At 71.3% G+C, this 24,704-nt stretch carries 22 protein-coding genes and 1 pseudogene; 12 read left to right on the forward strand and 11 right to left on the reverse strand.

Going from position 1 to position 24,704, the window contains the following annotated elements; translation table 11 throughout:
* Nucleotides 1–70 precede the first annotated feature (70 nt).
* Nucleotides 71–715 (reverse strand): VanZ family protein, encoded by a 645-nt coding sequence (locus tag ACZ4Z5_RS30460; RefSeq protein WP_468268890.1) that lies wholly within the window; start codon nucleotides 713–715, stop codon nucleotides 71–73.
* 320 nt (nucleotides 716–1,035) lie between these two features.
* On the opposite strand from ACZ4Z5_RS30460, the gene ACZ4Z5_RS30465 reads away from it, so the two are divergent.
* The 3 genes from ACZ4Z5_RS30465 to polX all read left to right on the forward strand — a co-directional run bounded on the left by ACZ4Z5_RS30465 (nucleotide 1,036) and on the right by polX (nucleotide 4,248).
* A complete protein-coding gene (locus tag ACZ4Z5_RS30465; protein ID WP_468268893.1) occupies nucleotides 1,036–1,434 on the forward strand; it encodes a hypothetical protein in 399 nt (132 codons plus the stop codon).
* Between the two features lie 566 nt (nucleotides 1,435–2,000).
* Nucleotides 2,001–2,198, forward strand: a complete 198-nt coding sequence (locus ACZ4Z5_RS30470; protein WP_468268896.1) for a hypothetical protein — start codon at nucleotides 2,001–2,003, stop codon at nucleotides 2,196–2,198.
* Between the two features lie 319 nt (nucleotides 2,199–2,517).
* The gene (gene polX / locus ACZ4Z5_RS30475; protein WP_468268899.1) at nucleotides 2,518–4,248 is read left to right on the forward strand and encodes a DNA polymerase/3'-5' exonuclease PolX; all 1,731 of its coding nucleotides are present in this window, start codon (nucleotides 2,518–2,520) and stop codon (nucleotides 4,246–4,248) included.
* 70 nt (nucleotides 4,249–4,318) lie between these two features.
* Here the strand turns inward: polX and ACZ4Z5_RS30480 are convergent, their stop codons facing one another.
* Nucleotides 4,319–4,819: a hypothetical protein gene (locus ACZ4Z5_RS30480; RefSeq protein ID WP_468268900.1), complete on the reverse strand. Its 501-nt coding sequence runs from the start codon at nucleotides 4,817–4,819 to the stop codon at nucleotides 4,319–4,321.
* Between the two features lie 915 nt (nucleotides 4,820–5,734).
* Here ACZ4Z5_RS30480 and ACZ4Z5_RS30485 point away from each other — a divergent pair.
* Nucleotides 5,735–6,868 carry a methyltransferase domain-containing protein gene (locus tag ACZ4Z5_RS30485; RefSeq protein WP_468268903.1) on the forward strand — a complete coding sequence of 378 codons (1,134 nt, stop codon included), beginning with the start codon at nucleotides 5,735–5,737 and terminating at the stop codon, nucleotides 6,866–6,868.
* 93 nt (nucleotides 6,869–6,961) lie between these two features.
* On the opposite strand, the gene ACZ4Z5_RS30490 is transcribed toward ACZ4Z5_RS30485, so the two are convergent.
* From ACZ4Z5_RS30490 to ACZ4Z5_RS30500, 3 genes are all read right to left on the reverse strand, one after another.
* Nucleotides 6,962–8,908, reverse strand: a complete 1,947-nt coding sequence (locus ACZ4Z5_RS30490; RefSeq protein WP_468268906.1) for an ABC transporter permease — start codon at nucleotides 8,906–8,908, stop codon at nucleotides 6,962–6,964.
* Nucleotides 8,909–8,994: 86 nt separating this feature from the next.
* The gene (gene modA / locus ACZ4Z5_RS30495; protein ID WP_468268909.1) at nucleotides 8,995–9,792 is read right to left on the reverse strand and encodes a molybdate ABC transporter substrate-binding protein; all 798 of its coding nucleotides are present in this window, start codon (nucleotides 9,790–9,792) and stop codon (nucleotides 8,995–8,997) included.
* A 100-nt stretch (nucleotides 9,793–9,892) separates the two neighbouring features.
* Nucleotides 9,893–10,285: a TOBE domain-containing protein gene (locus tag ACZ4Z5_RS30500; protein ID WP_468268912.1), complete on the reverse strand. Its 393-nt coding sequence runs from the start codon at nucleotides 10,283–10,285 to the stop codon at nucleotides 9,893–9,895.
* Between the two features lie 266 nt (nucleotides 10,286–10,551).
* Here ACZ4Z5_RS30500 and ACZ4Z5_RS30505 point away from each other — a divergent pair, with 266 nt between their 5' ends.
* Nucleotides 10,552–10,971 carry a TOBE domain-containing protein gene (locus ACZ4Z5_RS30505; RefSeq protein WP_468268915.1) on the forward strand — a complete coding sequence of 140 codons (420 nt, stop codon included), beginning with the start codon at nucleotides 10,552–10,554 and terminating at the stop codon, nucleotides 10,969–10,971.
* 195 nt (nucleotides 10,972–11,166) lie between these two features.
* The gene (locus ACZ4Z5_RS30510) at nucleotides 11,167–12,126 is read left to right on the forward strand and encodes an FAD-dependent oxidoreductase (protein WP_468268918.1); all 960 of its coding nucleotides are present in this window, start codon (nucleotides 11,167–11,169) and stop codon (nucleotides 12,124–12,126) included.
* A 418-nt stretch (nucleotides 12,127–12,544) separates the two neighbouring features.
* Here ACZ4Z5_RS30510 and ACZ4Z5_RS30515 read toward each other — a convergent pair whose 3' ends face one another.
* Together ACZ4Z5_RS30515 and ACZ4Z5_RS30520 are read right to left on the reverse strand one after the other, a co-directional pair.
* Nucleotides 12,545–13,687: a DNA alkylation repair protein gene (locus ACZ4Z5_RS30515; RefSeq protein ID WP_468268920.1), complete on the reverse strand. Its 1,143-nt coding sequence runs from the start codon at nucleotides 13,685–13,687 to the stop codon at nucleotides 12,545–12,547.
* Between the two features lie 76 nt (nucleotides 13,688–13,763).
* Entirely contained in the window at nucleotides 13,764–14,090 is a 327-nt protein-coding gene (locus ACZ4Z5_RS30520) for a hypothetical protein (RefSeq protein ID WP_468268923.1), read from the reverse strand.
* Nucleotides 14,091–14,174: 84 nt separating this feature from the next.
* On the opposite strand from ACZ4Z5_RS30520, the gene ACZ4Z5_RS30525 reads away from it, so the two are divergent.
* The gene (locus ACZ4Z5_RS30525) at nucleotides 14,175–14,720 is read left to right on the forward strand and encodes an ABATE domain-containing protein (RefSeq protein ID WP_468268926.1); all 546 of its coding nucleotides are present in this window, start codon (nucleotides 14,175–14,177) and stop codon (nucleotides 14,718–14,720) included.
* Nucleotides 14,721–14,762: 42 nt separating this feature from the next.
* Here the strand turns inward: ACZ4Z5_RS30525 and ACZ4Z5_RS30530 are convergent, their stop codons facing one another.
* Nucleotides 14,763–15,668, reverse strand: coding sequence for a helix-turn-helix transcriptional regulator (locus tag ACZ4Z5_RS30530; protein WP_468268929.1), 906 nt, complete (start codon nucleotides 15,666–15,668; stop codon nucleotides 14,763–14,765).
* A 214-nt stretch (nucleotides 15,669–15,882) separates the two neighbouring features.
* On the opposite strand from ACZ4Z5_RS30530, the gene ACZ4Z5_RS30535 reads away from it, so the two are divergent.
* Nucleotides 15,883–16,788: an NADP-dependent oxidoreductase gene (locus ACZ4Z5_RS30535; RefSeq protein WP_468268932.1), complete on the forward strand. Its 906-nt coding sequence runs from the start codon at nucleotides 15,883–15,885 to the stop codon at nucleotides 16,786–16,788.
* Between the two features lie 313 nt (nucleotides 16,789–17,101).
* Entirely contained in the window at nucleotides 17,102–17,395 is a 294-nt protein-coding gene (locus ACZ4Z5_RS30540; protein ID WP_468268999.1) for a hypothetical protein, read from the forward strand.
* 39 nt (nucleotides 17,396–17,434) lie between these two features.
* On the opposite strand, the pseudogene ACZ4Z5_RS30545 reads toward ACZ4Z5_RS30540, so the two are convergent.
* Both ACZ4Z5_RS30545 and ACZ4Z5_RS30550 read right to left on the reverse strand, forming a co-directional pair.
* Nucleotides 17,435–17,569 (reverse strand): annotated as a pseudogene (locus tag ACZ4Z5_RS30545) (IS630 family transposase); the annotation flags it as partial.
* A gap of 236 nt (nucleotides 17,570–17,805) precedes the next feature.
* The gene (locus ACZ4Z5_RS30550) at nucleotides 17,806–18,972 is read right to left on the reverse strand and encodes a magnesium and cobalt transport protein CorA (RefSeq protein WP_468268935.1); all 1,167 of its coding nucleotides are present in this window, start codon (nucleotides 18,970–18,972) and stop codon (nucleotides 17,806–17,808) included.
* 138 nt (nucleotides 18,973–19,110) lie between these two features.
* Between ACZ4Z5_RS30550 and ACZ4Z5_RS30555 the strand changes: the two genes are divergently transcribed.
* Nucleotides 19,111–20,226, forward strand: coding sequence for a winged helix DNA-binding domain-containing protein (locus tag ACZ4Z5_RS30555; RefSeq protein WP_468268938.1), 1,116 nt, complete (start codon nucleotides 19,111–19,113; stop codon nucleotides 20,224–20,226).
* Between the two features lie 139 nt (nucleotides 20,227–20,365).
* On the opposite strand, the gene ACZ4Z5_RS30560 is transcribed toward ACZ4Z5_RS30555, so the two are convergent.
* Nucleotides 20,366–21,193 carry a helix-turn-helix transcriptional regulator gene (locus tag ACZ4Z5_RS30560; protein ID WP_468268993.1) on the reverse strand — a complete coding sequence of 276 codons (828 nt, stop codon included), beginning with the start codon at nucleotides 21,191–21,193 and terminating at the stop codon, nucleotides 20,366–20,368.
* 122 nt (nucleotides 21,194–21,315) lie between these two features.
* Between ACZ4Z5_RS30560 and ACZ4Z5_RS30565 the strand changes: the two genes are divergently transcribed.
* Complete coding sequence (locus ACZ4Z5_RS30565; protein WP_468268941.1) at nucleotides 21,316–22,995, forward strand: AMP-binding protein; 1,680 nt, start codon at nucleotides 21,316–21,318, stop codon at nucleotides 22,993–22,995.
* On the forward strand, nucleotides 22,992–24,623 hold the full coding sequence (locus ACZ4Z5_RS30570; protein WP_468268944.1) for an AMP-binding protein: 1,632 nt from the start codon (nucleotides 22,992–22,994) through the stop codon (nucleotides 24,621–24,623). The genes ACZ4Z5_RS30565 and ACZ4Z5_RS30570 overlap by 4 nt, the downstream gene beginning before the upstream one ends.
* Nucleotides 24,624–24,704: the final 81 nt, after the last annotated feature.

Raw genomic sequence — 24,704 nt, forward strand, 5'->3', positions numbered from 1 at the left:
GATCAGCGTGAACGCCGTGATCGAGGCGGTCAGGGCCGGAGCCGGCTCCGTGGCGTTCCGGTGGGTCCGGTCACCGGACGGTGTGGACGCCGGTGCCCGACGGGCGGGTGACGGGTGGATTCGTGTCGTGGTGCGTGTCCTGCGAGGCCATCGCCGAACCCGGCAGGGCGAAGGTGCGCAGCATGCGCGCCATGGCCGGGGCGCGGGACAGCAGGAGAAACACCAGGTAACCCGTCATTCCCCCGAGCGTGTTGGCGATGAGGTCGTTGACCTCCACGATCCGGGGGTCGTTGAACAGGACGTAGATGAGCAGCTGGGTCATCTCGATGGTCAGGCTGATCGCCGCTGTGAGGCCGGTGACCCGCAGCGGTGACGAGCCCTTCGCGGACATGAGCGGGATCAGCAGCCCGAACGGGACCAGCATGAGCACATTGAGCGCGAAGCCGCGGAGGTCGGCGTGGAGGAGGGGGGCGAGCTCGACCTGACTCTGCCAGGGCATCTGGTTCGCGTACTCGCCCCAGTTCACGATTAGGGGAAGGACCGTGAGGCTGAGCACGGCGGCGGCGTACCCGGCCCCCGCCAGTCGGGTCACGGCCTGCCCTCCCGTCCACCCGGGCCTTCGGCGTGCCCCGCGTATGCCCAGGACCAGGCAGAACACGGCCAACAGGGGGCCCAGCACGGTCGCGGCGGGGATCTCGAAGTTCACGTTACCCATGAGAGGTGTGCTCCTCGGTGAGACGGACGGACGGACGCCGACGACGTCCGGCGGCGCTGCCACTCTCACCCGTCGCACCGGGACGGCGGATCTTGCGAAAGGCAGATCTTCCGCGGGCCACTACGACCTTCGGCCGACCTCCCCGGCATGGTGTTGGTGAGGAAGGCTGTTGGCGAGGGGTGAATAGCCCTCGGTAGCGCCTTGGCGGGCGCTGTCCGCGTACTCGGCGAAGCGCTCAGCCGGATACACCTGAACGTGCTCGGCTCAGTGGCGTCGGTTGGGACGCGTGTCGACGTCGGCAGGCCCCGTAGGGTGGCCTGATGTTCGATCGGTTGGAGATCAGAGTCCTGCCGCCGGGGCCCCGGTTCGCTGCTCAGCTGCGGTTCTGGGTCAACGGCGAGGACGTGGTCGAAGGCGCAGTCGGAGAAGGGGGCCGCGGGCCGTTCGCAGCTGATGCGCTGCCCTCCGGCCGCGCCAGTCCCTTGCAGGCGACCAGCGAAGCGCGGCGCGTGGAGCTGGGGGAACCCGAGTGCACTGGCGGTTGCTGCGGTTTCCTGTCCGTGGTCGTGCAGCGGTTCGGGGACATTGTGCAGTGGTCGGACTGGCAGGTTCCTTACGCCCCGGCAGCCCGACCGCCCGAGTTTCACTTTGACGGGGGCCAGTACGACACCGAACTGGCTCGCGCTGAGGCAGACCGGCGGTGGCAGGTCCGCATGTAACCCAGCACGGCGGTAGACGCGCCTGAGTACATTCGCGTGCACGCCGACAGGTGCGACAATCCGTTCGTGTCCGAGGAGCTCCCGCGTCGGTACAGGGGTCGCCTGGTAGGCGGTCCGTTCAGGCCGTTCGACCCAGGCGATCCAGTCCGCGCTCAATCGCGCCGGCCGCAAGCGCGGCATCGAGGCGGAGGCCGAGCGGCTCCGCGACGTCTTCCGCGCCGAGTGGGCCTACCAGCCGCCGCTCGTCGAGGACGCGCTCGGCATCGGCCGAACCTCAACCATATTTGAACGCGCTCAAAACCGTACGGCGGTCCGCCACCTGGGGGTAGCTGGCAGAGCCGGAGAACCGCAGTGCTCGGCTGTCGAAGCGAGACCCTCCAACCCGTCACCCAGCGTGTCCCTTTCACGGAAAGTGAGCCAGAACCCGAGGACAGGAGGCACCCTGTGGCCGGCCACCTCCCCCGTGCGGGGGAGACACGGTCGCGACCTTCGGACGATCCCCGGACACCGGATCGGGGGCGACGATCTAGGCACATGCCATCACACGTCCAGATCGGAGTCCCATTGTGCTGAAGTGGACCCTGCGCGCTGTCGCCGTCCTCGCCGTCGTCGCCGCAATCGCTGCCCCAGTCGTCGCGCCCGCACCCGAGGCCGCCGTCGCCGCACCCGCTGTCTCCGTCGTCGCGCCGGCATCCGGCCCCGATGCCCCGGGGGCCAAGCTCACCCACGCGGTCAAGGCGAGGTTCGACCACCTCGTCGCCTAGTTCCGGAGCCAGTCGCTGGTTCCAGGCGGAGGGCTCGAGCGCAACGAAGGCGAACGACTTGGATGAGCGGGCGACGGCCGCACTCGGCCCACGAACTCCGACCCGTACCCAGGGTCGTCCAGGATCCTGTGCCGGCCGTCCCCGTCGAACACCTCGACCTGCACCAGCAGACTCATGGCCTCAGCCGACCACGGCGGTGACCGGCCGCGCCCCGGAGACCGCCCCCCTCTCACCCACCGTGACCCGTGGCACGCGGTCGTGATCGCGGCCGGACGCGGCCAGGCGTGCCGGTCCGGCCGCGCCGGAGCACCCTGGAAGTATGGGCCGGGTCAACGAGGAGGTGGAGGCGCTCCTCCAGGAGTACGCCGACCTCATCGCCATCACCGGCGGGGACGCCTTCAAGGCGCGTGCCTACGAGAAGGCGGCCCGCGCCATCGGCGGCTACCCCGCGGACGTCTCGAAGCTGGACGCCAAGGGGCTGCGGGAGATCCCCAACGTCGGCCGGTCGATCGCCGACAAGGTCGTCGAGTACCTCCGGTCGGGCAAGGTGTCCTCCATCGAGGAGACCAGGGCGTCCATCCCCGCGGGCGTGCGCGAGCTGATCACGATCCCCACCCTGGGCCCCAAGAAGGCGATGCTCCTCTACGAGGAGCTGGACATCTCCTCCGTGGAGCAACTGCTGGACGCCATCCACGAGGAGCGGCTGCGCGACCTGAGGGGCTTCGGCGAGAAGACCGAGGAGAACATCCTCCACGGCATTGCGCTGATGCAGAAGGCCGGTGGCGGCCGGATCCTCATCGGCGCCGCCATGGACGTCGCCGAACAGATCGTCTCCGACCTGTCTGCGCTCCCCGGCTGCGAGCGGTGCGCCTACGCGGGGTCGCTGCGCCGTATGCGGGAGACGATCGGGGACATCGACATCCTGGTGGCCGCGGACCGTTCGGCGCCCTTCATGGAAGCCCTCGGCAGTGCCCCGTACACGGCGGAGGTCATCGCCTACGGGGAGAAGAAGACGTCGATCCGTACCACCAAGGGACTCCAGGTCGACCTCCGGGTCCTGCCGCCCGTCTCCTGGGGCGCCGGGCTCCAGTACTTCACCGGGGCGAAGGCCCACAACATCCGCACCCGCGAGATAGCGGTGCGGCACAAGCTGAAGCTCTCCGAGTACGGGCTCTTCGACGCCGAGAGCGGCGACACGCTGGCCTCGGAGACGGAGGAAGAGGTCTACGCGCGGCTGGGCCTGCCGTGGATCCCGCCGCCGCTGCGCGAGGACCGCGGGGAGGTCGCGGCCGCGCTGCGCGGTGAACTTCCCGAGATCCTGGCCGAGAGCGATATCAGGGGGGACCTGCACACCCACACGGACCTCACCGACGGCCTCGCCCCGCTGGAGGACATGGTCGCCGCCGCCGCTGCCCGCGGCTACGCCTACTACGCCGTCACCGACCACGCCCCGAACCTCTCCATGCAGCGCATGACGGACGAGAAGATCCTCGCGCAACGCGAGCGCGTCCGTGAACTCGACCGCGAGCACCACGGGATGCGGGTGCTGCACGGAACGGAACTCAACATCGACCCCGACGGCGCGGTCGACTGGCCCGACGAGTTCCTGGAGGGCTTCGACCTGTGCGTGGCCTCCGTCCATTCGCACCTCAACCAGAGTCGGCAGGCCATGACCCGCCGCCTCGTCCGTGCCTGCGAGAACCCGCACGTCGCGATCATCGGCCACCCCACCACCCGGCTGATCGGCAAACGGCCCGGCATCGACGCGGACTTCGACGCCGTGTTCGAAGCCTGTGCGCGCACCGGCACCGCCCTGGAGATCAACGCGCACCCCGAGCGCCTCGACCTCTGCGACGAGGACATCCTCAGGGCGAAGCGCCACGGGGTGAAGTTCGCGGTGAACTCGGACGCCCACTCCACCACCCACCTCCCCTACATGCGCTACGGGGTGGGCACGGCGCAACGAGGGTGGCTGACGAAGGACGACGTGATCAACACCTGGCCGCTCACCGGACTCCGCCGCTTCCTGCGCGGTGGCGGTCGGGGGTAGTGGTGTCCGGCGGATCACGGGCGGGGCCGGACGTCTGGTCCGGCCCCGCCGTCCGGCCGTGTCCGGTGCGTCAGACGGCCCGGAGGTAGTACATGGTGCGGAAACCCCCGCTGGTGGAGCAGGCCAGTGTGTTCTGGGTGCTCGTGTACGTGAAGCCGGGCGGGACGGTGCAGGCCCAGAGCCCGGTCCGGGGCGTGCGCAGGTAGTACATGGTGCGGAATCCGCCGCTGGTCGAGCAGGCCAGAGTGTTCTGGGTTCCTGTGTACGTGAAGCCGGGTGCTGTCGTGCACGCCCACATGCCGTCGGCGGGCTTGGCCACGAAGTACTGCGTCCTGAACCCGTTGCCTCCGCAGGTCAGCGTGTTGCGTGTGCCCGTGAACGTGTAGCCCTGCGGAACGGTGCAGGACCAGAATCCGTCGGCGGCCGAAGCGTAGGAGGTGGTGGAGGCTCTGCGGCTCTCCGGTGCCGGGGGCATCGAGGCCGACGCCGCGGTCGGGGTGACGGCGGTTGCCAGCATCATGGCCGCGGAGGCGCCGCCGAGCAGCAGCGTCCGGAGTCTCGATTGCAGCATGGGGTAGGCACTCCTGGTCAGGTCGTCCGGAGGGCAGAACCAACGGGTGGGGGGTCTGCCGGAGTCTGTCCCGTTCCCCGGCGGCCGCAGCGCGCTCCGGGATGCTTACAGGCGCACCGGCCACGGGCAAGGCGCCTTCGGCCGCCGCCGTCGGGGTTCAGCCGCGCGCCGTGTGCCCGTTCACCTGGGAGTTCAGGGGTATCTGCACGTGGGGCGGCTCATGGGCGGTGATTCCGCAGTCCGAAATCCGGTCGGAAGTCGGTGCCTCCCGTCCGGTTGACGGGGCATGGAGGACCGCGCGGAGCGCTGCGCCGACTACTCCGAGCTGTTGATGGACGGCCCTTTCCCGGCGCGCGTCGCCGTCGCTCTGGTGCGCGCGCAGAGCTCGTGTTCGCACGGAGTCGGAGCTGTAGCGAACGACACGAGGAGGGCACAGGGCGCATGAATCCTGACAACAGAGTCCTCGTTGGGACCGCTACCGCGTGGAGGTAAGTGGATGACCGGCGGCACATGGCACTGCTCGCCCTCGTCCTGACGACCGGGGTGGCCAGTTCGGCCGTGCTGCCGGGCCGGAGCACGGAGGCGGGAGGGAGCGTTTCGGCCCGCATGGGCGATGGGGACCGCGACTGCAGCCCCGGCGCCCGTGGCGCCCGTGGCACCAGACGGAGCGGTGATCGCCTTCGCGTACTGCTCGCCCACGTGACCCCGGCACCCTCCGACCGGCGGCGTCGGCCGGACCCGGCGGCAGGTGCGGTGAACCTGCTGCCGGAAGCCGGGCCGGCGGCCACATGGCGGGGTATGAGTGCCGCCACGCGGTGCTCCGTTCCGCGACCCGTCGGCTTCCCCGGCCACTCGCGCCAAGATGGTGATCTTCGTCGTGGTGCTCGGACCGGAGCGGGCGTAGGGTGCCGCGCTGTGAACAGCGACATATCCGATGAGCAGTTGCCCGCCATGGCCAGCACCGCCGGTTACGGCGCCGCGGCCGAATCCCTTGCCGGGCAGTACGAAAGCGTGACCTTCGACGAGGTGCACCAGGACGTACTGCACCTGTTCCCGACGCGCGCCGGTTCGGTGCTGGACATCGGAGCGGGCAGCGGACGGGACGCAGCGGCGCTGGCAGCGCGGGGGCACCGGGTCGTCGCCGCGGAACCCACCGCCGAACTCCGTGCGTTGGCCCGGCGCATCCATGCCGGCCAGGAGATCGAGTGGACCGACGACGCCCTCCCCGATCTTCCCGGACCGGGCGTCCGGGAGCGCCGATTCGACCTGATCCTGCTGATCGCGGTCTGGATGCACCTGGACGAGCGGCAGCGGGCCGCGGCCATGGCCCGCCTGGTCGGCCTGCTCGGTGCCGGGGGGCGCGTGGTCCTGTCACTGCGTCACGGCCCCGTGCCGGCCGGACGCCGAATGTTCCCCGTCGCGGAGGAGGAGACCGTCGCCCTCGCCGAGCGGCACGGGCTGGAAGTGCTGCACCGCTCCCACCGCGAGGACCTGCACGGCCGCGAGGGAGTGTCCTGGACGACTCTGGTACTGCACCATGCACCGCCGAGCTTCCGGCAGGCGGACGAACACGACCTGCCGGCCCTCGTCCGGCTCCGGGACGACGCGGCACGCTGGCAGATCGCCCATGGCATCGACCAATGGAAGCCGGGACAACTCGGCACCGAGCACTTCCGGGCCCGGCTGCGCGACGGCGAGGTCTGGGTGACCACCCTCGGACCTCATGGCCCGATCGCCGGGGCCTGGGAGCTGTGGTGGGACGATCCGGCCGCCTGGGGACCCTCCCGGTCGCCGGACGCCGGCTACGTCCACCGGCTCATGACCGACCGCCGCGTCGCGCCCCCGGGCACGGGACGGCGGATGCTCGCCGAGGCCGAGGCCCGTGTCTCCGCCGCCGGCCGCACGCTCTGCCGCCTCGACTGTCTGGCGAACAATCCCCGGCTCCGGGGGTACTACGAGGCGGCGGGTTACCGGGCCGTCCGCGAACGGTCGAAGGACGGCGGCCTGGGCCACACCTATGCGGTCACACTGCTGGAGAAACCGGTGTGAATCCGGGCCGGCCCCGCACCCGGCGCCCGGCGCACCCGGCGCCCGCCGCGCCGGTGCGGGCCCGCCGGTTGCGCGCGGCCGACAGGATCCGGCTCACAGGGCCACGACGGTCGCCTCGGTCGCCTTGAGGCTGGTCCAGACCGGCGTGCCGTCGGTGAGCCCGAGTTCGGCGAGAGCGCCCGGGGTGATCTCGGCGACGAGGTCCGGGGCACGGTCCGAGGTGATCAGGACGCGCAGCCGGCTTCCGCTGGCGGTGATCTCGCGGACGGTGCCGGGCCAGACGTTGCGGGGGCTGCCGGCGGGCTTGTCGCGGTGCACGGAGACGGCTTCGGGCGCGATGACCGCGAGGGCGCTCGTGCCGGCGGGGAGCGGCTCGGCGACGATGAGCGTGCCGCCGCCGGTGAGCCGGATGCCGTCGGCGGTCGCGGTGCCGGGCCAGGCGTTACGGCCGAGCATGCGGGCGACCCAGGGTGAGCGGGGGTGCCGGGTCACCTCGCCGGGCGGGGCGTCCTGCAGGGCTCGTCCGCCGTCGAGGACGAGGACCCGGTCGGCGAGTGCGACGGCTTCGACGGGGTCGTGGGTGACCATGAGGCACACGCCGCCGAAGCCGTCGAGGTGGCGGCGGAGGGTGTGCCGGACCTGGGCGCGGGTGGTCTGGTCCAGCGCGGCGAGCGGCTCGTCGAGCAGCAGGAGCCTGGGGCGCGTGGCCAACGCGCGGGCGAGCGCGACACGTTGTGCCTGGCCGCCGGAGACCTGGGCCGGTTTGCGGTGGGCGAGGTGTCCGACGCCGAGCCGGTCCAGCCACTCCTGGGCGCTGCGGCGGGCCTCGGCGCGCGGGACCCCGTGGGCGCGGAGCCCGTATGCGGTGTTGGCGAGGGCGTTCATGTGCGGGAAGAGCGCGCCGTCCTGCGGGACCCACGCCACGTGGCGGCGGTGCGGCGGCAGGCCGGTGGCATCGGCGTCGCCGAGGCGGAGTTCGGCGTGGGCGCGTGGGGTGAGGCCGAGCAGCGCGCGCAGCAGCGTGGTTTTGCCGGCCCCGTTGGGTCCGACGACGGCGATGGTGGTGCCCGGCTCGGCGTCCAGTGTGAGCCGGTTGAAACCGCTGACCTCGGCGTGCAGGGACCACTGCTCCTGCGGGGCGGCGGGGTGTGCGCCGGTGGGCTCGGGGACGGCGGCCCGGTCCGCCGTCGGTTCGGCATCGTCCACCGGGGATCCGGGTGCGTGAGGGCGGGCGGTGGGCGTGCCGGTCCAGCGGCCGCGCAGCGCGATGAGGACGACCATCGCGATGGCGAGCAGCAGGAGGGAGACCGAGGTCGCGGCCTCGGGCTCGTCCTGGAGCAGCAGGTAGACCTGGAGCGGCAGCGTCTGGGTGGTGCCGGGCAGGTTGCCGGCGAAGGTGATGGTGGCGCCGAACTCGCCCAGGGCGCGCGCCCAGGTGAGTGCGGCACCGGCGACGAGACCGGGGGCGACCATGGGCAGGGTGACGGTGAAGAAGACCCGTACCGGAGAGGCGCCGAGGGACTGCGCGGTCTCCTCGTAGCGGGGGCGCAGTCCGCCCAGCGCGCCTTCGAGGCTGATGACGAGGAAGGGCATCGCGACGAAGGTCGCGGCGAGGACGGCGCCGGTGGTGTGGAAGGGCAGGGTGATGCCGAAGGAGTCCTCGAGCCAGGGGCCGAGGAGTCCGCGCCGCCCGAACGCGAGCAGCAGGGCGACGCCGCCGACGGTGGGCGGCAGCACCATGGGCAGCAGTACGAGGGAGCGCACGAGCGCCTTGCCGGGGAACGGTACGCGGGCCAGGAGCCACGCCAGGGGCACTCCGAGGAGCAGCGACAGGCCGAGCGCCCAGAACGACACGAGGAGCGAGAGCCGCAGCGCCTCGGTGGTTCCCGGAGTCGTGAGATGGTCCGCGAGCTCCCCCCACGGCGTCCGTACGAGGATCCCGATCAGCGGCAGCAGCAGGAACGCCACCGCGAGCAGTGCGGGGACCGCCAGGGTGACCGGGGTGCGGGGGCCCGGTGTGCGGGGGCGGATTCGTTTCATCGGGGTCCCCTGGGACTCTGGGTGTCGGACGAGGCAGGGGGCTGCGCGTTCCCCGGGAACGGGCGGCCCCTCGAAAGTCGCCGGGGCTACGGCTTCTGGAAGCCCGCGTCCTGGAGGACCTTCTGCCCCTCGGGCGAGGACAGCCACGCGACGAACGCGGCGGCCGCCTCGGCGTTCTCGGAATGCTTCACCGTGGCGGCCGGGTATTCGGCGATGGCGTTCTGCGCGTCCGGGATCTCGACCGCGTCGACCTTGTCCGTGGCGGATTCCGCGTCGGTCTTGTAGACGAGCCCCGCGTCGGCCTCGCCGAGTTCGACCTTGCTCAGCACGGCCCGGACGTTCGGTTCCTCCGAGACGGGGTTCACCGTGATCTTCTGGGCGTCGAGGATCTTCTTGCTGTACTTGCCGGCCGGCACCTCGGGGGCGGCGAGGACGACCTTCAGCTCGGCGTCCGCGAGGTCCTTGAGTTCGTCGACCTTGTGCGGGTTGCCCTCGGTGGTGGCGATGACGAGGCGGTTCCTGGCGATGACCGCCGGGGTGCCGGTGTCCGCCTTCACGCTGTCCATGCTCTTGGTGTCGGCGGTGACCAGCGCGTCGGCCGGGGCGCCCTGTTTGACCTGGGCGACCAGCTCCTGCGACCCGGCGAAGGAGAACGTGATCTTCGTGCCGGGGTTCTTCTGCTCGTACGCGGCGCCTGCGGTCTTGAAGACGTTGGTCAGCGAAGCGGCCGCCAGCACCGTCAGCTCGGCCTTGGGGGCTCCCGCGGCGGACTTCGCGTCGCCGGCGTCCTTCTTGGAGTCGTCGTTGCCGCAGGCGGCGAGCGGGACGAGGAGCGCTGCGGTCAGCACGGCGGCGGCGCGGCGTCTGGCGAAGGTGCGGGACATGAGGACGGGACTCCTTGGGGACACGGCCGGCCTGGTGCCGCCCGAGCGGGATGATGACGAGCCGCGCCGGTGACGGGCGACGCCGCTTTCGTACAAGGGGTCAGGTGCGGTCGATGTGCACGTTGGTCGACTTCACGCGGGCTGTGGCCTGCATGCCGACTTCAAGGCCCAGTTCCTCCACGGCCTCCCTGGTCAGCAGCGAGACCAGCCGGTGCGGGCCGGCCTGGATCTCGACCTGCGCCGCGACGTCGCCGAGCTTGATCGCGGTGACGATCCCGGGGAAGGCGTTGCGCGCCGAGGTGTAGGAGGCCTCCTCCTCGCCGCCGCCCTGGGCGACCTCGATGGAGAAGGCGGCCAGGTCCCGTCCGTCGATGAGACGGCGACCGCTCTCGTCGCGGTGGGTCGCGACCCGCCCGGCATCCGCCCAGCGGCGCGCAGTGTCGGGACTGACGCCCAGCAACCGCGCCGCCTGCCCGATGGTGTAGGACTGCATATGCGTCACGTTAGAGCCAATGATCTGGCACCTGCAACCCTGATTGTGAATATTTATTGCAGATGCCAGTCCGAGGGGAGGAAGGTCCAGTTGATCTCCGTAGCGCTGTCCGCTGCGGTGCGACGTCGAGGTTCGTCCCCCGTCCGGACCTTCCGCCCGCCTCCTACGGTGCGTGCTGAGACGGATGCGGTGAGTGTGGCTACAGTGCCACGCGACAGAACCGGTGAGAACCGCCGTGCTGCCCGGTAACCGAAGGTCGTGGCCCCATGAGCCTGAGCATCCGCAACCAGCTTCCCGGCACCGTCACGAGCGTCACCCCCGGCGAGGTCATGGCCGCCGTCAGGGTCCGCCTCGACGGTGGCCAGGACATCACCGCAGCCATCACCGCGGACGCCGTCAAGGATCTCGGTATCGCCGAAGGTTCCTCCGTACGCGCCCTGGTGAAGTCCACGGAGGTGGCTCTGGCCACCGGCCCGGTCGAAGGCCTGAGCATCCGCAATCATCTCCCAGGCACGGTCACCGACGTGACCACCGGCGGGGCCATGGCAGGCGTCAGACTGACCGTCGAAGGCGGCGAACTGACCGCCGCGATCACCAAGGACGCCGTCACCGACCTCGGCATTGCGCCCGGCTCCTCGGTCGTGGCGCTGATCAAGTCCACCGAGATCTCACTGGCCGACGGCTGAGGTCACGCGTCGGCTGCGCAGCGCGCCACCTGCTGTGCCCGGCTGCGCCCCAGGCGTGAGGCGCATGCCTCGTGGAACCGGGTCCGGACCCAGGGCCACCCGGCGCTTGATCGGAGCCGGGCCGACTCGTCACCGCCGAGCACGTGGTGGCGCGACTCACTGCGCACGCAGAGGCCGCGGTGCTGGAATGGGCCCATGGCTGCCGCACCGTCCCACACCGACCTGATCGTCATCGGCGGAGGCCCGGCCGGCTGCGCTGCCGCGCGTACGGCCGCCGGCGTCGGCATGCGCTCGGTCCTGATCGAGCCGGACGGCCTGTGCCGCAACCTCTACCGCATCCCGGCCCTGAACAACGTGCTCGGCGGCCACACCAGTGGTCCCGAGCTCGCCGACTCCATCACCGCGGAGCTGGAGGGCACGGAACTGTGCCGTCTCGAACTCGGTCGCCACGCCACCGAACTCCGCGCCGACGACGATCACGTCACCGTCACCCTCGACACCGCGACCCGGCTCACCGCACCGTACGCCGTCGTCGCCACCGGCGTCGGCCCTCTCCAGCCCCGCGACGTCGACTGGATCACCGCCCCAGGCGGCCTCACCCTGCCCCCGCTCTGGCAGGCCGACGAGCACGGCGCCGAAGGCCGCACCCTGCTCGTCCTCGGCGGCGACCGCCCCATCGGCACCTTCCTGCGCGCCCACCCGAATACGGACACCTGCCTGCTCGTCGCGTACCCCGCGTCCGACGAGTACAAGGTCGCGGAGATCTGTGACGACCCCCGCGTCTCGCTCCTTCCCGTCGAGCACCTGACCCTGCACCCCTCCGAAGGGACCGCGGCGACAGCGGAAACGGTGGGCCGGAAAGGCGGCCGGCGCACGGTCACGGCAGACGCCGTCCACCTCAGCATCGGGAACGCACCCACCGCTCCACCCGGCGACCTCATCCGAGGCGCCGACGGCTACTGTCCGCCCGCTGACCAGCACCCACGCGTCATCGTGGCCGGCGACCTGCGCGCCGCCCGCTTCCAGCGGATCATGACCGCCCTCGGTTCCGGCAGCGAGGCCGCGCTGTACGCCTACTACGCTGCCAGGGAACTGCTCGCCGGGGGCTGGGCATGTGGTCCGGCGGGTCCCGCAGGGCGGCGGCCTGACTTCTGAGCCGTGGCGCCACGGGAGCGGTACTCGTTTACGAGGGCAGCGCCTTCGTTCCGAAGCCGGGCCCACGCGTTCTTCACCCAGCGCGGCATCACCGTCGAGCGGGTCCTGACCGACAATGGCGCCTGCCAGGGAAAGGCGGCTGCAGCGTCGGCACGTCCCGCCGGCCGCGCAGCACCTCGAGCGCGCGCCATGGGAAACAACGCCGGCCCGGCCAGCCCCCACGCACTTGGTGGCGAGGTTGCCGAAGTCGTCGGGCATTTGAAGATCTCGGCCGGGGTGTTGTCGCCCGATCGTCCCTGGACCGGAGCGTCGCCTTTGCCGCGCTCGTCGTTGTACTGCTGGGAACAGCCCGTGAACAGGCTGATTGCCGGGATTGCCAAAATCGCGCGCCGTACGGCAGGGAGTCTGCCGCGCATCATCAATCCTCTCCGACGTGTGGTGATCTGTGAAACGGGTGGGTTTGCGAGCCCGCCGGCGCTCGGAGGGTGAACTCGGCGAAGCCGTGGGGCTGCCCGTTGACCTGGAGTTGCACATGGTGGGTGCCGGGGTGGTAGCGGCGTGTGCTGAGCACCCGGAAGGAGTGGCGGCGCAGGCCCGACCAGCGCTCCCCGGGCGCGATGTCGCGGGTCGTCAGCTTGAAGACCTTGGGGGAGAGCGCGCCGTTCGCCCTGCGATGGTGGACGACGTAGTCGATGACGAGACGCGCGGTACGGGGTCCGGTGTTGGTGACCTCGTAGCCGAAGACGAGGTCCTCACCGAGGAACACCTCGGGAGTGCGGACATCGGGGCCGGCGACCTGGACAAGGGCGCCGGGTTCGTGGCCGAGCAGCGCCAGAGCGTCATGGTGGCCGGCCTTGACGAGCGTCCGCAGACCGTGGCGGACCAGAGCCGGTGTGCTGGGAGCCGGTTCGGCGAGCCAGTGGGTGGCGATGTCGACGGCCGTGCGCGGGTGGTCACGGCTGATGTCGTTGAGGTGGTTGGCCACCGATCGCCTGACGTACTCGCTCGTGTCGCGGTACAGCGCGTCCAGCACGGGCAGGGCGGGTGTGGGGTCGGCAACCAGCCGGGGCAGCCGGGGTGCCCAGGGCAGGCGCGGGCGGGTGCCCTCGCTCGCGAGGCGGCGGACGTGGTGATCGGGGTGGTGGGTCCACTCCAGGACCTGCTGCAGCGCACGGGGCAGGTCGGCGCTGAGAAAGGGGCGTACCGCCATTTCCGCGGTGAGCAGCGGAGTGAGGTCGGCGAGCAGACCGAGAGCCGGCTCGAACACGCCGTCTGCCAGGGCGCGTTCGGCGACCGCGGCGTTGACCGGAAAGGTCATCCAGCCGGTGAAGGCGGAGTCGCGCAGGGCCGCGCGGACGACCGCGGCGAAGGCCGGGTAGGTGTCCGGCAGGTCGGCGAGGACGGCCTCCTTCACGACGGTGACGCGTCGGCTGAAGGTGAGGCCGTCCAGCAGGGTTCCGCACGTGCGGACCGTATTCGCAGGCGCGGCACCCGCTGCCGCCATGACGCGGGCCAGCCGGTCGGTGGTGCGGACGTTGATCAGTTCGTCGGCCGTGGGCACGGCTGTCCCCCTTCATCGGGTTCCGGCGCCGGCCGCGCTCGGCCTGCGCGGTCGGGCGTCGTCGGCACCTTCTCGGCTACTGCCGGGTGGTGCTGTGCAGCACCCGGGCGTGCCGCATCTCGTGCACCTCGCCGATCAGGCTGAAGAAACCGGCGGCGGCGGGGTCGCCGGGCATCTCGCTCGCCGCGCGTCCGGCTGCCTCGGGCGAGGCCCACAGGAGGATGTCGAGCAGGGAGCCGTCCTCGCAGTGGGCGAGATGGGCGCCGAGGAAGTCCGTTCCGTAACGCTCGTGCAGGAGGGAGACCAGCAGGTCGCGCTGCGCGGTCAGCCGGGCGGGGTCGGTGGTCTCGAAGCGGACGTATTCGATGGTGGCACCCATGGTGGCGTTCCTCTCGGAGAGCATGTCACGGATTTGTAGATCGAAATCCGTGATTGAAGCTATCACGGATTCGATAGGTTGAATCCGTTGGTCCGATAGGTTGGGGGTGTGACCCTCAAGAACGTGCGGGAGATGCCGTGGATCGGTGAGCTGCCGGTACTCGATCTGGCCAACACCGTCCTCATCGGGGCCGGTCCTGCCGGTGAGGACATCGACCTGCTGGCCGATCGAGAGCTCCTGGCGTCCTGGCGGGCCAAGGCCGTCGACCGGGCCCTGGCGGACCTGCCCCTGGATCAGCTGACGGAGTTGCGCGATCCGGTGCGCGGCGTGCTGGACGCGGCGGCGCGGGAGGTTCCGCTGCCCGGACCGGTGTGCGACCACCTCAACGTCCTGGCCGCGCGCGCCCCGGTGGCCTTCCAGGTCGACGCCGCCGGTCGGCTGACGGAACACGAGGCCGGCGGCCCGGTCGCCGCAGCGGTGGCCCGCCAGGCGCTCGTCCTGGCCGCCGGGCCGGAGCAGGCGAGACTGCGCCGCTGCCCCGCACCCAGCTGCGGCATGTTCTTCCTCGCGCGCAGACGGGATCAGGCATGGTGCTCGGTCGGCTGCGGCAACAGGGCCCGCTCGGCCCGCCGGGGCGGGCGGCGCGAGGCCTGAAGCCCGCCGCAGCCTCCTTCCTCCCCGCCCGAAGTCACGAGTTCATCGGGCAGATCCGTGATCGTCGGCGTCCGCATGTCGGCCGGTCGGAGCCGGTGCGGACCAGCTGCCGAGCAGCCGCAGTGCGGTGTCCGCGCGGGCGTCGGGGGCGGTGAAGACGACCAGGGACCGCCCTTCGCCACCCGGCAGCGCGAGCGTCTCGTACGCGAGGTCGAAGTCACCGACCACGGGATGCCGGAAGCTCTTGGTCCCGTACGACTTCTCCTGCACCTCCAGCGCCACCCACAGGGCGCGGAACTCCGCGCTGGTGCCGCACAGTTCGGCGACGAGCCGGGCCAGCCGCGCGTCACTGGGGCGGCGTCCGGCAGCGAAGCGCAGGAAACCGACGGTCTGACCGGCCACCTCCGCCCAACGCGGGTACAACTCGCGGGCTGCGGCATCGAGGAAGACATGACGGGCCAGGTTGAGCCGCTCGCCGGGAGCCGGGGCCGGGGCGCAGACGAGGGCCCGAGCCAGGTCGTTGGCGTCGAGGACGTCCATCGCGGGACCGAGGACGTACGCCGGGACGGCACCGACGGCGGTCAGCAGGCGTCGCAGCCCATCCCGTACCTGCACATCCTGCACCGGCTCCGCGGCAACGGCCGGGGACCGTTCGACATTGCTGCGGCGGCGGGGCCGGTGCGCGAGGTCGAACAGGTGGGCACGCTCGGCCCCATCGAGCCGCAGCGCCCGCGCCAGAGCATCGAGCACGGCGTCGGACGGATGGCGGGCGCGCCCCTGCTCCAGGCGGGTGTAGTAGACGACGCTGACGTCCGCCAGCTCGGCGAGCTCTTCGCGGCGCAAACCAGCGACCCTGCGTCGGCCGTGGGCGGGGATTCCAGCTGCCTCGGGAGTCACCCGGGCGCGCCGTGACCTGAGGAAACTGCCGAGCTCGTTGGCTGAGTTCATGCACGCCAGTATTCCGACGACGGCGCTCGGCATCCTGTCCTTCCCGGTACCCCCCCACCACCCGTGCCGCGACTCCCTGCCTGGTACCCGGGGGGTGGTGGCTCCGCCCCGGCCTAGCCCGCACCGTGGACCCCGTCGCGGCACGACACGACGGTCACGTCGGATGTGACGGACACGAACAGACATGGACAGACACGAAAGAGGGGCATCTTCGATGCGTGCAGTGGTCTTCTCCCGGTACGGCGACGAAAGCGTTCTGGAAGTCACCCGGCGGACGGCACCGGCCCCGTCGGACGACGAGGTCCTGGTGGAGGTCAGGGCCGCCGGGGTGAACCCGGTCGACTGGAAGCACCGCGAAGGAGCGGTCCGCAGCGACCGGCCGTTCCCGCTCGGGATGGGCTGGGACGTGGCGGGCGTGGTACTGGCCACCGTGCCGGGCGGTCCGGCCGTCGGTGAGGCCGTGTACGGGATGCTGCCGCTGCCGTACGGCGGCGCCTATCAGGACCTCGCCGTCCTTCCCGCATCCGCTGTGGCGCCCAAGCCGGCCGGACTGTCCTACGCCGAAGCCGCGGCCGTACCCCTGGCCGCACTGACGGCATGGCAGGCACTGCGCGCGGCGGACATCGCAGCCGGCGAGCGGATCCTGGTCCACGCCGGCGCCGGCGGCGTCGGCCACTTCGCCGTGCAGTTCGCCCGGCACCTCGGAGCGCATGTCACCGCCACCACTTCCGCGCGCAACCTGGACTTTCTGCACCGGCTCGGCGTCGACGAGCCGGTCGACCGTGCGACGGCGGACCTGGCCCACGCGGCCGCCTTCGACATCGTCCTGGACACCGTCGGAGGCCCGGTGCAGCACGCCGCATGGCGGCTGCTGCGCCCGGGTGGCACCCTCATCACCCTCCCGGAGCCCGTGGACGAGACGCACCGCCTCCCCGGAATCACGGCCCGCCGCGTCATCGTCACCCCCGACGGCGAGGCACTGCGCCGGATCGGCACGCTCATCGAATCCGGGGCCGTCCACGTCGAGGTCCAGGCCGTCCTCCCGCTGGAGAAGGCCGCGGAGGCGCACCGCATCAGCAAGGAGGGCCGGGTACGCGGCAAACTGGTCTTGAGCCTCTGAGGCGCAGACAGCTTGGCGAGCAACGGGGCAGAAGCAGGCAGGCTGCCGCCGCGTATGGTCCGCACGTGCCGCCGACCAGTTCCTCGCACCAGTCGCAGCGCCTGGCGCCGGTGGTCCGGGTGCCGGCACCGCCGGTGTGAACCCGCGTGGAGCATCCGCCCACGCTGGGCGCGCCCACTTTTACGGGAGCCCGGTGCTTGCATCCCGCGCGGCGATTTCCAGAACGGGACTCCTGCGCGTCGGTCGGGCAGGCGCCGGTCAGCGCACGCCGTACAGATGCTCCAGGGCCGGCTGGTCGAGGTGTTCGAACGCCATGCCGGTGCGCCCCGAGGGTGTCTGCGTCGACGGTCACATGGCGCAGACTCCGCCAGTCCACTCCGGCCGCCGGCATCGGGACAGCGGGCTCGGGCACCCCGTGCTGTCCGTTGAGGGCGATGTGGAACAGCTTGCCGTGCCACAGGGCCTGGCTGATGCCGTGGACGAAGTTCAGCCCGGCCGTTTCCTCGTGCCCGGCCTCGGGGTCGAAGCCGACGAGCTCGGGGTGTTCCAGTTCCTCAATGAACGCCAGGACGTGGCCGGTGGCCGGCAGCAGGATGTCGCCGCATGACTCGTTGGGCCTGGGCTCGATTGCGAATCGCAGGTCGTAGCCCTGTTCCGGGTAGACGGCCAGCTTCTCGAGGCAGCGCGGGGACAGCCGGCACCGTGACCCGCTCGGGCAACGGGAGGCCAGAGCTTTCACACCGCCGTCCCGCCACCGCTGGTGCCACTGGTGGGCCGACTGAGGGTGCAGAAAGGGAGCCCGGCAGGATGTTGACCAGGAAGCGGGACAGGACCGAAGCCGCAGACGCAGGACCTGGATCGTCAGCCGGTTCTCCCCGGATTCTGCCCAGCGACTGCAGGAGGGCAAAAGTCCCGGTCAGGGCCTTGCTGGAGGCAGGTGGACGAGATCACCATCACTTCTCCCCTACAGGTCAGCAAATCGTGAACCCTGTCAAGCCAGCGGCATCGGCATTGCGCCTAGAGCCACCCCCGCCGCTTGAAAAGCACGTACAAAGTGACGCAAACCAGCCCCATCAGCCCGATCGCGAAGGGGTATCCGAACCCCCAGTTCAACTCAGGCATGTTCTGGAAGTTCATGCCGTAGATCGTTCCCACCAACGTGGGTGCGAAGAGGATGGCCGCCCACGCGGAGATCTTCTTGATCTCCTCGTTCTGTTCGAAGCCGGCCTCCGCGAGGGCACGCATCTCGGCGTTCTGCTGCTGGGTGACGAGGGTGCCGTTGACGGTGAGGATCTCGGTGAGGGCCTGGCGGAAGCCGTCGACGCGCTCGCTGGTGTGGGTGACGTGGTCGGCGACGTCGCGGAGGTAGCGCTGGAGTTCCTCGTCCGTGCCGTATTTGGCGAAGCCGGCCATGAGGCTGTGGAGCATGCCGACCAGGGGACGGGTGGCGCGCTGGAACTCGACGACCTCGCGGGAGAGTTCGTAGATCCGGCGGGAGACCTCGGGGTCGCCGCGGAAGACCTCGGTCTCGATCTCGTCGATGTCGTTCTGGACGCCGGCGACGACCGGGGCGTAGCCGTCGACGACCGCGTCGAGGATGGCGTAGAGGACGGCCTCGGGGCCCAGGGCGAGCAGTTCGGGGGTCTCCTCCATGCGGCGGCGCACCGCGGAGAGGTCGGGGGCGGCGCCGTGGCGGACCGTGATGACGAAGTCGACGCCGACGAAGACGTGGAGCTCCCCGAAGTCGACCTCCTCCGGAGCGTCCAGGTAGCGGGCGGCCCGCAGGACGACGAAGAGGGTGTCGCCGTAGCGCTCCAGTTTGGGGCGCTGGTGGGCTTCGAGGGCGTCCTCGACGGCGAGCGGGTGAAGGTCGAACTCGTCGGCGAGGGAGTGGAGCTCCTCGGAGGTGGGCCGGTGCAGACCGATCCAGGCCATGCCGTCTGGCTGTTCCCGCAGCCGGCGGAAGGTTTCGGCCAGCGAGGCCGGGGACGCGGCCCGGTGGCCGTCGCGGTAGAGGGCCGCCTGCACGATGCTGCCGTTGCTCACCGCGGGGCCCGCGGCGCCCGGCGTGACGGGAGGCGCCGGCTGCGGGGCCGACGGTCCCGGCGCGCCGGGGGGCTGCGCGGGGGAGTGGGAGTATCTGCGCCAGGAATGCTTCCTGGGGGACACGCTTCGCTCGGACATCCCGGCACTCACCTCCCGCGTCGACCGTACGTCCGTGGGGCACGGAGCAGGATATACGGACCGAACCGTGCGGGCACGGCACGCTCGGCGCGCCGATTGCGGACCGATCCTGTCCGCAGCTGCCAGTAGCGTGCCGGCATGACGAAGCGGACCACGAAGGCCCCCGTACTCGGCACGCGCGCGCTGAACCGCGCCACCCTGGACCGGCAGCTTCTCCTGCGCCGCAGCGCGATGGGAGTGGAGAACGCGGTGCGGCACCTCGTCGGGCTCCAGGCCCAGAACGTGAAGCCACCGTACTTCCAGCTGCACGCCCGGCTGGCCGGTTTCGATCCACAGGAGCTCTCGGCGCTGCTGGAGTCACGCGCGGCCGTCCGTATGGTCACCATCCGTTCCACGATCCACCTGCACACCGCCGGCGACGCACTCAGGCTCCGCCCGCTGGTCCAGCCGGCCCGCGACCGGGAGATCAAGCTGTTCCGCAGGGGCCTGCACGGCGTCGACCTGGACGAGCTGGCCGCGATCACCCGTGACCTCGTCGAGGAGCGGCCCCGCACGATGAAGGAGCTCCGGGAGGCCCTGCTCGTCCGGTGGCCCGACGCGGATCCGCTCTCCCTGTCCGTCGCGGCGCGCTGCACGCTGCCCCTCGTCCAGGTCACCCCGCGCGGCCTGTGGCGCAGGAGCGCGCAGGTGGCGCTCACCACCGCCGAGCACTGGCTGGGCAGGCCGGCCGAGCCGCCGGCTGCGGCCGGGGAGACCGTCCTGCGGTACCTCGCGGCGTTCGGTCCGGCCTCGGTGAAGGACATGCAGATCTGGGCGGGGCTGACCCGCCTCTCGGAGGTCTTCGACGCGCTCCGGCCGGGGCTGGTCACCTACCGGGACGAGAACGGCGTCGAGCTCTTCGACCTTCCGGACGCGCCCCGCCCCGACGCGGACGTCCCGGCGCCCCCGCGCTTCCTCCCCGAGTTCGACAATCTGCTCCTCTCGCATGCCGACCGCACACGGGTCGTCCCCGCCGCCTGCAAGGGCCGCGCCTGGAGGGGGAACACGGGCCACTGCACGCTGCTCGTCGACGGCTTCCTCGCCGGCCTGTGGCGGGTCGAGGAGACGAAGGAGCGGGCGATCCTCACGGTGGAGACCTTCGCCCCTCCGACCCGGGCCCAGCGCGACGAGATCGCCGAGGAGGGGCATCGCCTCCTGACGGCCATGACGAAGGCCCCGGCCCGTGATCTGCGCTTCACCGAGGTGGCCGGATGAGCCGGTCGCGGGTGAGCCGGCCCGGGGAGCCCACCCGGAGGTGAGCCGCTCCGGGGGTGAACCGGCCGGGGAGCCCACCCAGGGGTGGGCCGCTCCGGGGGTGAGCCCGTCCAGGGGTGGTCCGGCCCGCCGTCGGAACCTAAGGGAGCTGCCCCGTACGTCGCGCGGCCACCACCGCCTCCAAACGGGTGTGTGCGCCCAGCTTGCGCATGGCCGATCGCAGGTAGCCCTTCACCGTCTCGGGGCGCAGACCGAGCCGGTCGGCCGCCGCCGCGTTCGTGGCGCCCGCCGCGACGCGGGTCAGGACGTCGACCTCGCGCGGCGTCAGCACGGCTCCGGGCGCCACGGGGGCGCCCGCCGGACCGGCCGCGCCCTCCAGGCGGCCGCACACGGCGAGCAGCCGCTCGCGCAGCTCCGCGTCGAGGACCTGCGGGGCCAGTGCCCGTAGCTCCGCGTGGGCGGCCCGTACCTCCTCCCAGGCGGCGGACGAGGCCACCGGTGGCTTGTCGGCGGTCTCCGTCAGCAGCCGCTGTGCCTCCGCCCGCGCCACGAGCGCCTGCTCCACGTCGCGGGCCGCCGCGACAGCCGCATCGAACGTGCGTTCGCCGAGGGGGAGCGGGCTGCGGAGTGCCCCGTAGAGCACGCCGCGCACCTGTCGCCGTACGACGACGGGGACCGCGAGGACGGCGTGCAGGCCCTCGGCGGCGACCGCGCCGTCGTACTCGTGGCTGATGTGCCGCGAGGAGCGGTAGTCGGTCACGGCGCAGGGCCGGCCCAGCGCCACGGCCTTGCCGCCGAGGCCGGTGCCCGCGGACACGGTGAGTCCGCGCAGCGCGCCGGTCGCCGCGCCGGTCAGTTCGGCGATCCGCAGCTGCCGCGGATCCGTGAGCAGCCCCCCGAAGGCGACGGGGAGCCCGGTACCGCGGCGCAGCCGGAGCAAGGCTGCCCGTATCTCCACAGCGTCGATGAGGGTTCACCTCGGCAGGGCTCGGTTTCGGTCGTCAGGGCATCACCCCCCGAACGGGGGTAGTGAGACCTGCGTCACTGATTACACGATGGCGAGCGGTGTTACGGCAAGGAGGAGAAGAGATGACGGAGGGCGGCGCGACGGAGGAGTTCCGGGCTGCACGGGACTTCCTGCTGCGGCACCGGGAGGACTACCGCACGGCGTACCAGGGGTTCGCCTGGCCGCGGCTCGAGCGGTTCAACTGGGCACTGGACTGGTTCGACGTGATCGCCCGGGGCAACGCACGGGACGCCCTGCACATCGTCGAGGAGGACGGCCGGGAGACGAGGATCTCGTTCCAGGAGATGGCGGCGCGGTCGAACGTGCTGGCCAACCGGCTGCGCGGGCTGGGCGTGCGGGCCGGGGACCGCATCGTGGTGATGCTCGGCAACCAGCGCGAACTGTGGGAGACCGCCCTCGCCGCGATGAAGCTGCGCGCCGTGGTCATCCCGGCCACGACTCTGCTCGGCCCGGCCGACCTCCGGGACAGGATCGACCGCGGCGCCGCCCGCCATGTGATCGTCCGCTCCGAGGACACCGGGAAGTTCGCGGACGTGCCCGGCACGTACACGCGCATCGCGGTCGGCGGGGACGTCGAGGGCTGGCTCCGGTACGAGGACCCGGACGGCACGGCCTCCGAGGAGTTCGAGCCGGACGGCGTCACCCGCGCCGACGACCCGCTGATGCTCTACTTCACCTCCGGCACCACGGCCCGCCCCAAACTCGTCGAGCACACCCATGTGTCGTATCCCGTGGGCCATTTGGCGACCATGTACTGGATCGGGCTGCAGCCCGACGACGTGCACCTCAACATCTCCTCGCCGGGCTGGGCGAAGCACGCCTGGTCCAACCTCTTCGCGCCGTGGAACGCCGAGGCGACCGTCTTCATCCACAACTACGCGCGGTTCGACGCGACCCGGCTGATGGCCGAGATGGACCGGGCGGGCGTCACCAGCTTCTGCGCACCGCCGACCGTGTGGCGGATGCTGATCCAGGCCGACCTGACCCAGCTGCGGACCCCGCCGCGTGAGGTCGTCGCTGCGGGCGAGCCACTGAACCCCGAGGTCATCGACGCGGTCCGGCGGGCCTGGGGCGTCACGATCAGGGACGGTTTCGGCCAGACCGAGACGGCGGTGCAGGTCGCCAACACGCCGGGCCAACTGCTGAAACCGGGCTCGATGGGGCGGCCCACCCCCGGATTCACGGTGGAGCTCCTCGACCCGGTGACGGGCAAACCCGGAGCGCCCGAGGGCGAGATCGCCCTCGACCTGTCCGCCCGGCCGGTCGGACTGATGACCGGCTACCACGGCGACGCGGAGCGCACGGCCGAGGCGATGGCCGAGGGCTTCTACCGCACCGGGGACATCGGATCCCGCGACGGCGACGGCTACATCACGTACGTCGGGCGCGCCGACGACGTGTTCAAGGCGTCCGACTACAAGATCTCGCCGTTCGAGCTGGAGAGCGCGCTGCTGGAGCACCCGGCGGTCGCCGAGGCCGCCGTCGTGCCCTCGCCCGACCCGGTGAGGCTCGCCGTCCCCAAGGCGTACGTCGTGCTCGCCGCGGGCTGGGTGCCGGACGCCGGCACCGCGAAGGCGATCTTCGAGCACTCCCGTGCCGTGCTCGCCCCGTACAAGCGCATCCGCAAGCTCGAGTTCGCCGAACTGCCGAAGACCGTCTCGGGCAAGATCCGCCGCATCGAGCTGCGCGAGCGCACCGCCGCCGGCTCGTCCGCCGAGTACGACGAAGGGGACCTGCGATGACCACGACGACGCAGTCGTATGTGCACGGTACCGGCAGCACACCGCTGCTCGGCGAGACCATCGGCCGCAACCTCGACCGGACCGTCGCGGCCTTCCCCGGACGCGAGGCACTGGTCGACGTGCCGTCCGGGCGGCGCTGGACGTACGCCGAGTTCCGGGCGGACGTCGACCGGCTGGCGCGGGCGCTGATCGGCAGCGGTGTCGCCAAGGGCGACCGGGTCGGCATCTGGGCGGTCAACTGTCCCGAGTGGGTGCTCGTCCAGTACGCCACCGCGCGGATCGGCGCGATCATGGTGAACATCAATCCGGCGTACCGCGCGCACGAGTTGGAGTACGTGCTCCAGCAGGCCGGGATCTCGCTGCTGATCGCCTCCCTCGCGCACAAGACGAGCGACTACCGGGCGATGGTCGAGCAGGTGCGGGGCGACTGCCCCGGGCTGCGGGTCGTCCACTTCATCGGCGACCCGACCTGGGACGAGCTGATCGGCTCGGCGGACGGGACCGGCGAGGAGGCCCTCGCGGCGCGCGAGGCAGAACTGTCCTGCGACGACCCCGTCAACATCCAGTACACCTCCGGCACCACCGGCTTCCCCAAAGGCGCCACCCTCTCCCACCACAACATCCTCAACAACGGCTATTTCGTGGGGGAGACGCTCGGCTACACCGAGGAGGACCGGGTCTGTCTGCCGGTGCCGTTCTACCACTGCTTCGGCATGGTGATGGGCAACCTCGGCGCCACTTCCCACGGCGCGTGCATCGTCATCCCGGCGCCGTCGTTCGACCCGGCGGCGACTCTGCACGCGGTGGCACAGGAACGCTGCACCTCGCTGTACGGGGTGCCGACGATGTTCATCGCGGAGCTGAACCTGCCCGACTTCGACATGTACGACCTCTCCTCGCTGCGCACCGGGATCATGGCCGGCTCCCCCTGTCCGGTGGAGGTGATGAAGCGGGTCGTCGCCGAGATGAACATGAGCGAGGTGTCGATCTGTTACGGCATGACCGAGACCTCCCCCGTCTCCACCCAGACGCGCCGGGACGACGACCTGGAGCGCCGGACCGGCACGGTCGGGTACGCGCTGCCCCACATCGAGGTCAAGGTGATCGACCCGGTCAGCGGCGTGACCCTGCCGCGCGGCGCGGCCGGTGAACTCTGCACCCGCGGCTACAGCGTGATGCTCGGCTACTGGAACGAGCCGGAGAAGACCGCCCAGGTCGTCGACGCCGGCCGGTGGATGCACACCGGGGACCTGGCCGTGATCCGCGAGGACGGCTACGCGCAGATCGTCGGCCGTATCAAGGACATGATCATCAGAGGCGGCGAGAACGTCTATCCGCGGGAGATCGAGGAGTTCCTGTACGGGCATCCGAAGATCGCCGATGTGCAGGTGGTCGGCGTCCCGGACGAGCGGTACGGCGAGGAGATCCTCGCCTGCGTGATCGCCCGGGACCCGGCCGATCCGCCGACCCTGGACGACGTCACGGCGTACTGCCGCGAGCAGCTCGCCCACTACAAGATCCCGCGCCGGCTGGTGGTCCTGGACGCGTTCCCCATGACGGTGAGCGGCAAGGTCAGGAAGGTCGAACTGCGCGAGCGCCACGCCGTGGGGGTCGCCGCCGCACGCTGAGACCGCGGGCGGGGGCTTGCCGGACCGCCGGACCCCCGGACCGACACCCGCACCGGCCGGCCACTCCTGCTTGCCTGACAC

The organism is Streptomyces sp. NPDC030222, from assembly GCF_055573115.1.

What these genes read in the sequence shown, in the direction of transcription:
- ACZ4Z5_RS30460 (WP_468268890.1), bottom strand. Translation starts at nt 715, where the DNA reads ATGGGTAACGTGAACTTCGAGATCCCCGCCGCGACCGTGCTGGGCCCC.
- ACZ4Z5_RS30465 (WP_468268893.1), top strand. Translation starts at nt 1,036, where the DNA reads ATGTTCGATCGGTTGGAGATCAGAGTCCTGCCGCCGGGGCCCCGGTTC.
- polX (WP_468268899.1), top strand. Translation starts at nt 2,518, where the DNA reads ATGGGCCGGGTCAACGAGGAGGTGGAGGCGCTCCTCCAGGAGTACGCC.
- ACZ4Z5_RS30480 (WP_468268900.1), bottom strand. Translation starts at nt 4,819, where the DNA reads ATGCTGCAATCGAGACTCCGGACGCTGCTGCTCGGCGGCGCCTCCGCG.
- ACZ4Z5_RS30490 (WP_468268906.1), bottom strand. Translation starts at nt 8,908, where the DNA reads ATGAAACGAATCCGCCCCCGCACACCGGGCCCCCGCACCCCGGTCACC.
- modA (WP_468268909.1), bottom strand. Translation starts at nt 9,792, where the DNA reads ATGTCCCGCACCTTCGCCAGACGCCGCGCCGCCGCCGTGCTGACCGCA.
- ACZ4Z5_RS30500 (WP_468268912.1), bottom strand. Translation starts at nt 10,285, where the DNA reads ATGCAGTCCTACACCATCGGGCAGGCGGCGCGGTTGCTGGGCGTCAGT.
- ACZ4Z5_RS30505 (WP_468268915.1), top strand. Translation starts at nt 10,552, where the DNA reads ATGAGCCTGAGCATCCGCAACCAGCTTCCCGGCACCGTCACGAGCGTC.
- ACZ4Z5_RS30510 (WP_468268918.1), top strand. Translation starts at nt 11,167, where the DNA reads ATGGCTGCCGCACCGTCCCACACCGACCTGATCGTCATCGGCGGAGGC.
- ACZ4Z5_RS30520 (WP_468268923.1), bottom strand. Translation starts at nt 14,090, where the DNA reads ATGCTCTCCGAGAGGAACGCCACCATGGGTGCCACCATCGAATACGTC.
- ACZ4Z5_RS30530 (WP_468268929.1), bottom strand. Translation starts at nt 15,668, where the DNA reads ATGAACTCAGCCAACGAGCTCGGCAGTTTCCTCAGGTCACGGCGCGCC.
- ACZ4Z5_RS30535 (WP_468268932.1), top strand. Translation starts at nt 15,883, where the DNA reads ATGCGTGCAGTGGTCTTCTCCCGGTACGGCGACGAAAGCGTTCTGGAA.
- ACZ4Z5_RS30540 (WP_468268999.1), top strand. Translation starts at nt 17,102, where the DNA reads ATGCCGGTGCGCCCCGAGGGTGTCTGCGTCGACGGTCACATGGCGCAG.
- ACZ4Z5_RS30550 (WP_468268935.1), bottom strand. Translation starts at nt 18,972, where the DNA reads ATGTCCGAGCGAAGCGTGTCCCCCAGGAAGCATTCCTGGCGCAGATAC.
- ACZ4Z5_RS30555 (WP_468268938.1), top strand. Translation starts at nt 19,111, where the DNA reads ATGACGAAGCGGACCACGAAGGCCCCCGTACTCGGCACGCGCGCGCTG.
- ACZ4Z5_RS30565 (WP_468268941.1), top strand. Translation starts at nt 21,316, where the DNA reads ATGACGGAGGGCGGCGCGACGGAGGAGTTCCGGGCTGCACGGGACTTC.
- ACZ4Z5_RS30570 (WP_468268944.1), top strand. Translation starts at nt 22,992, where the DNA reads ATGACCACGACGACGCAGTCGTATGTGCACGGTACCGGCAGCACACCG.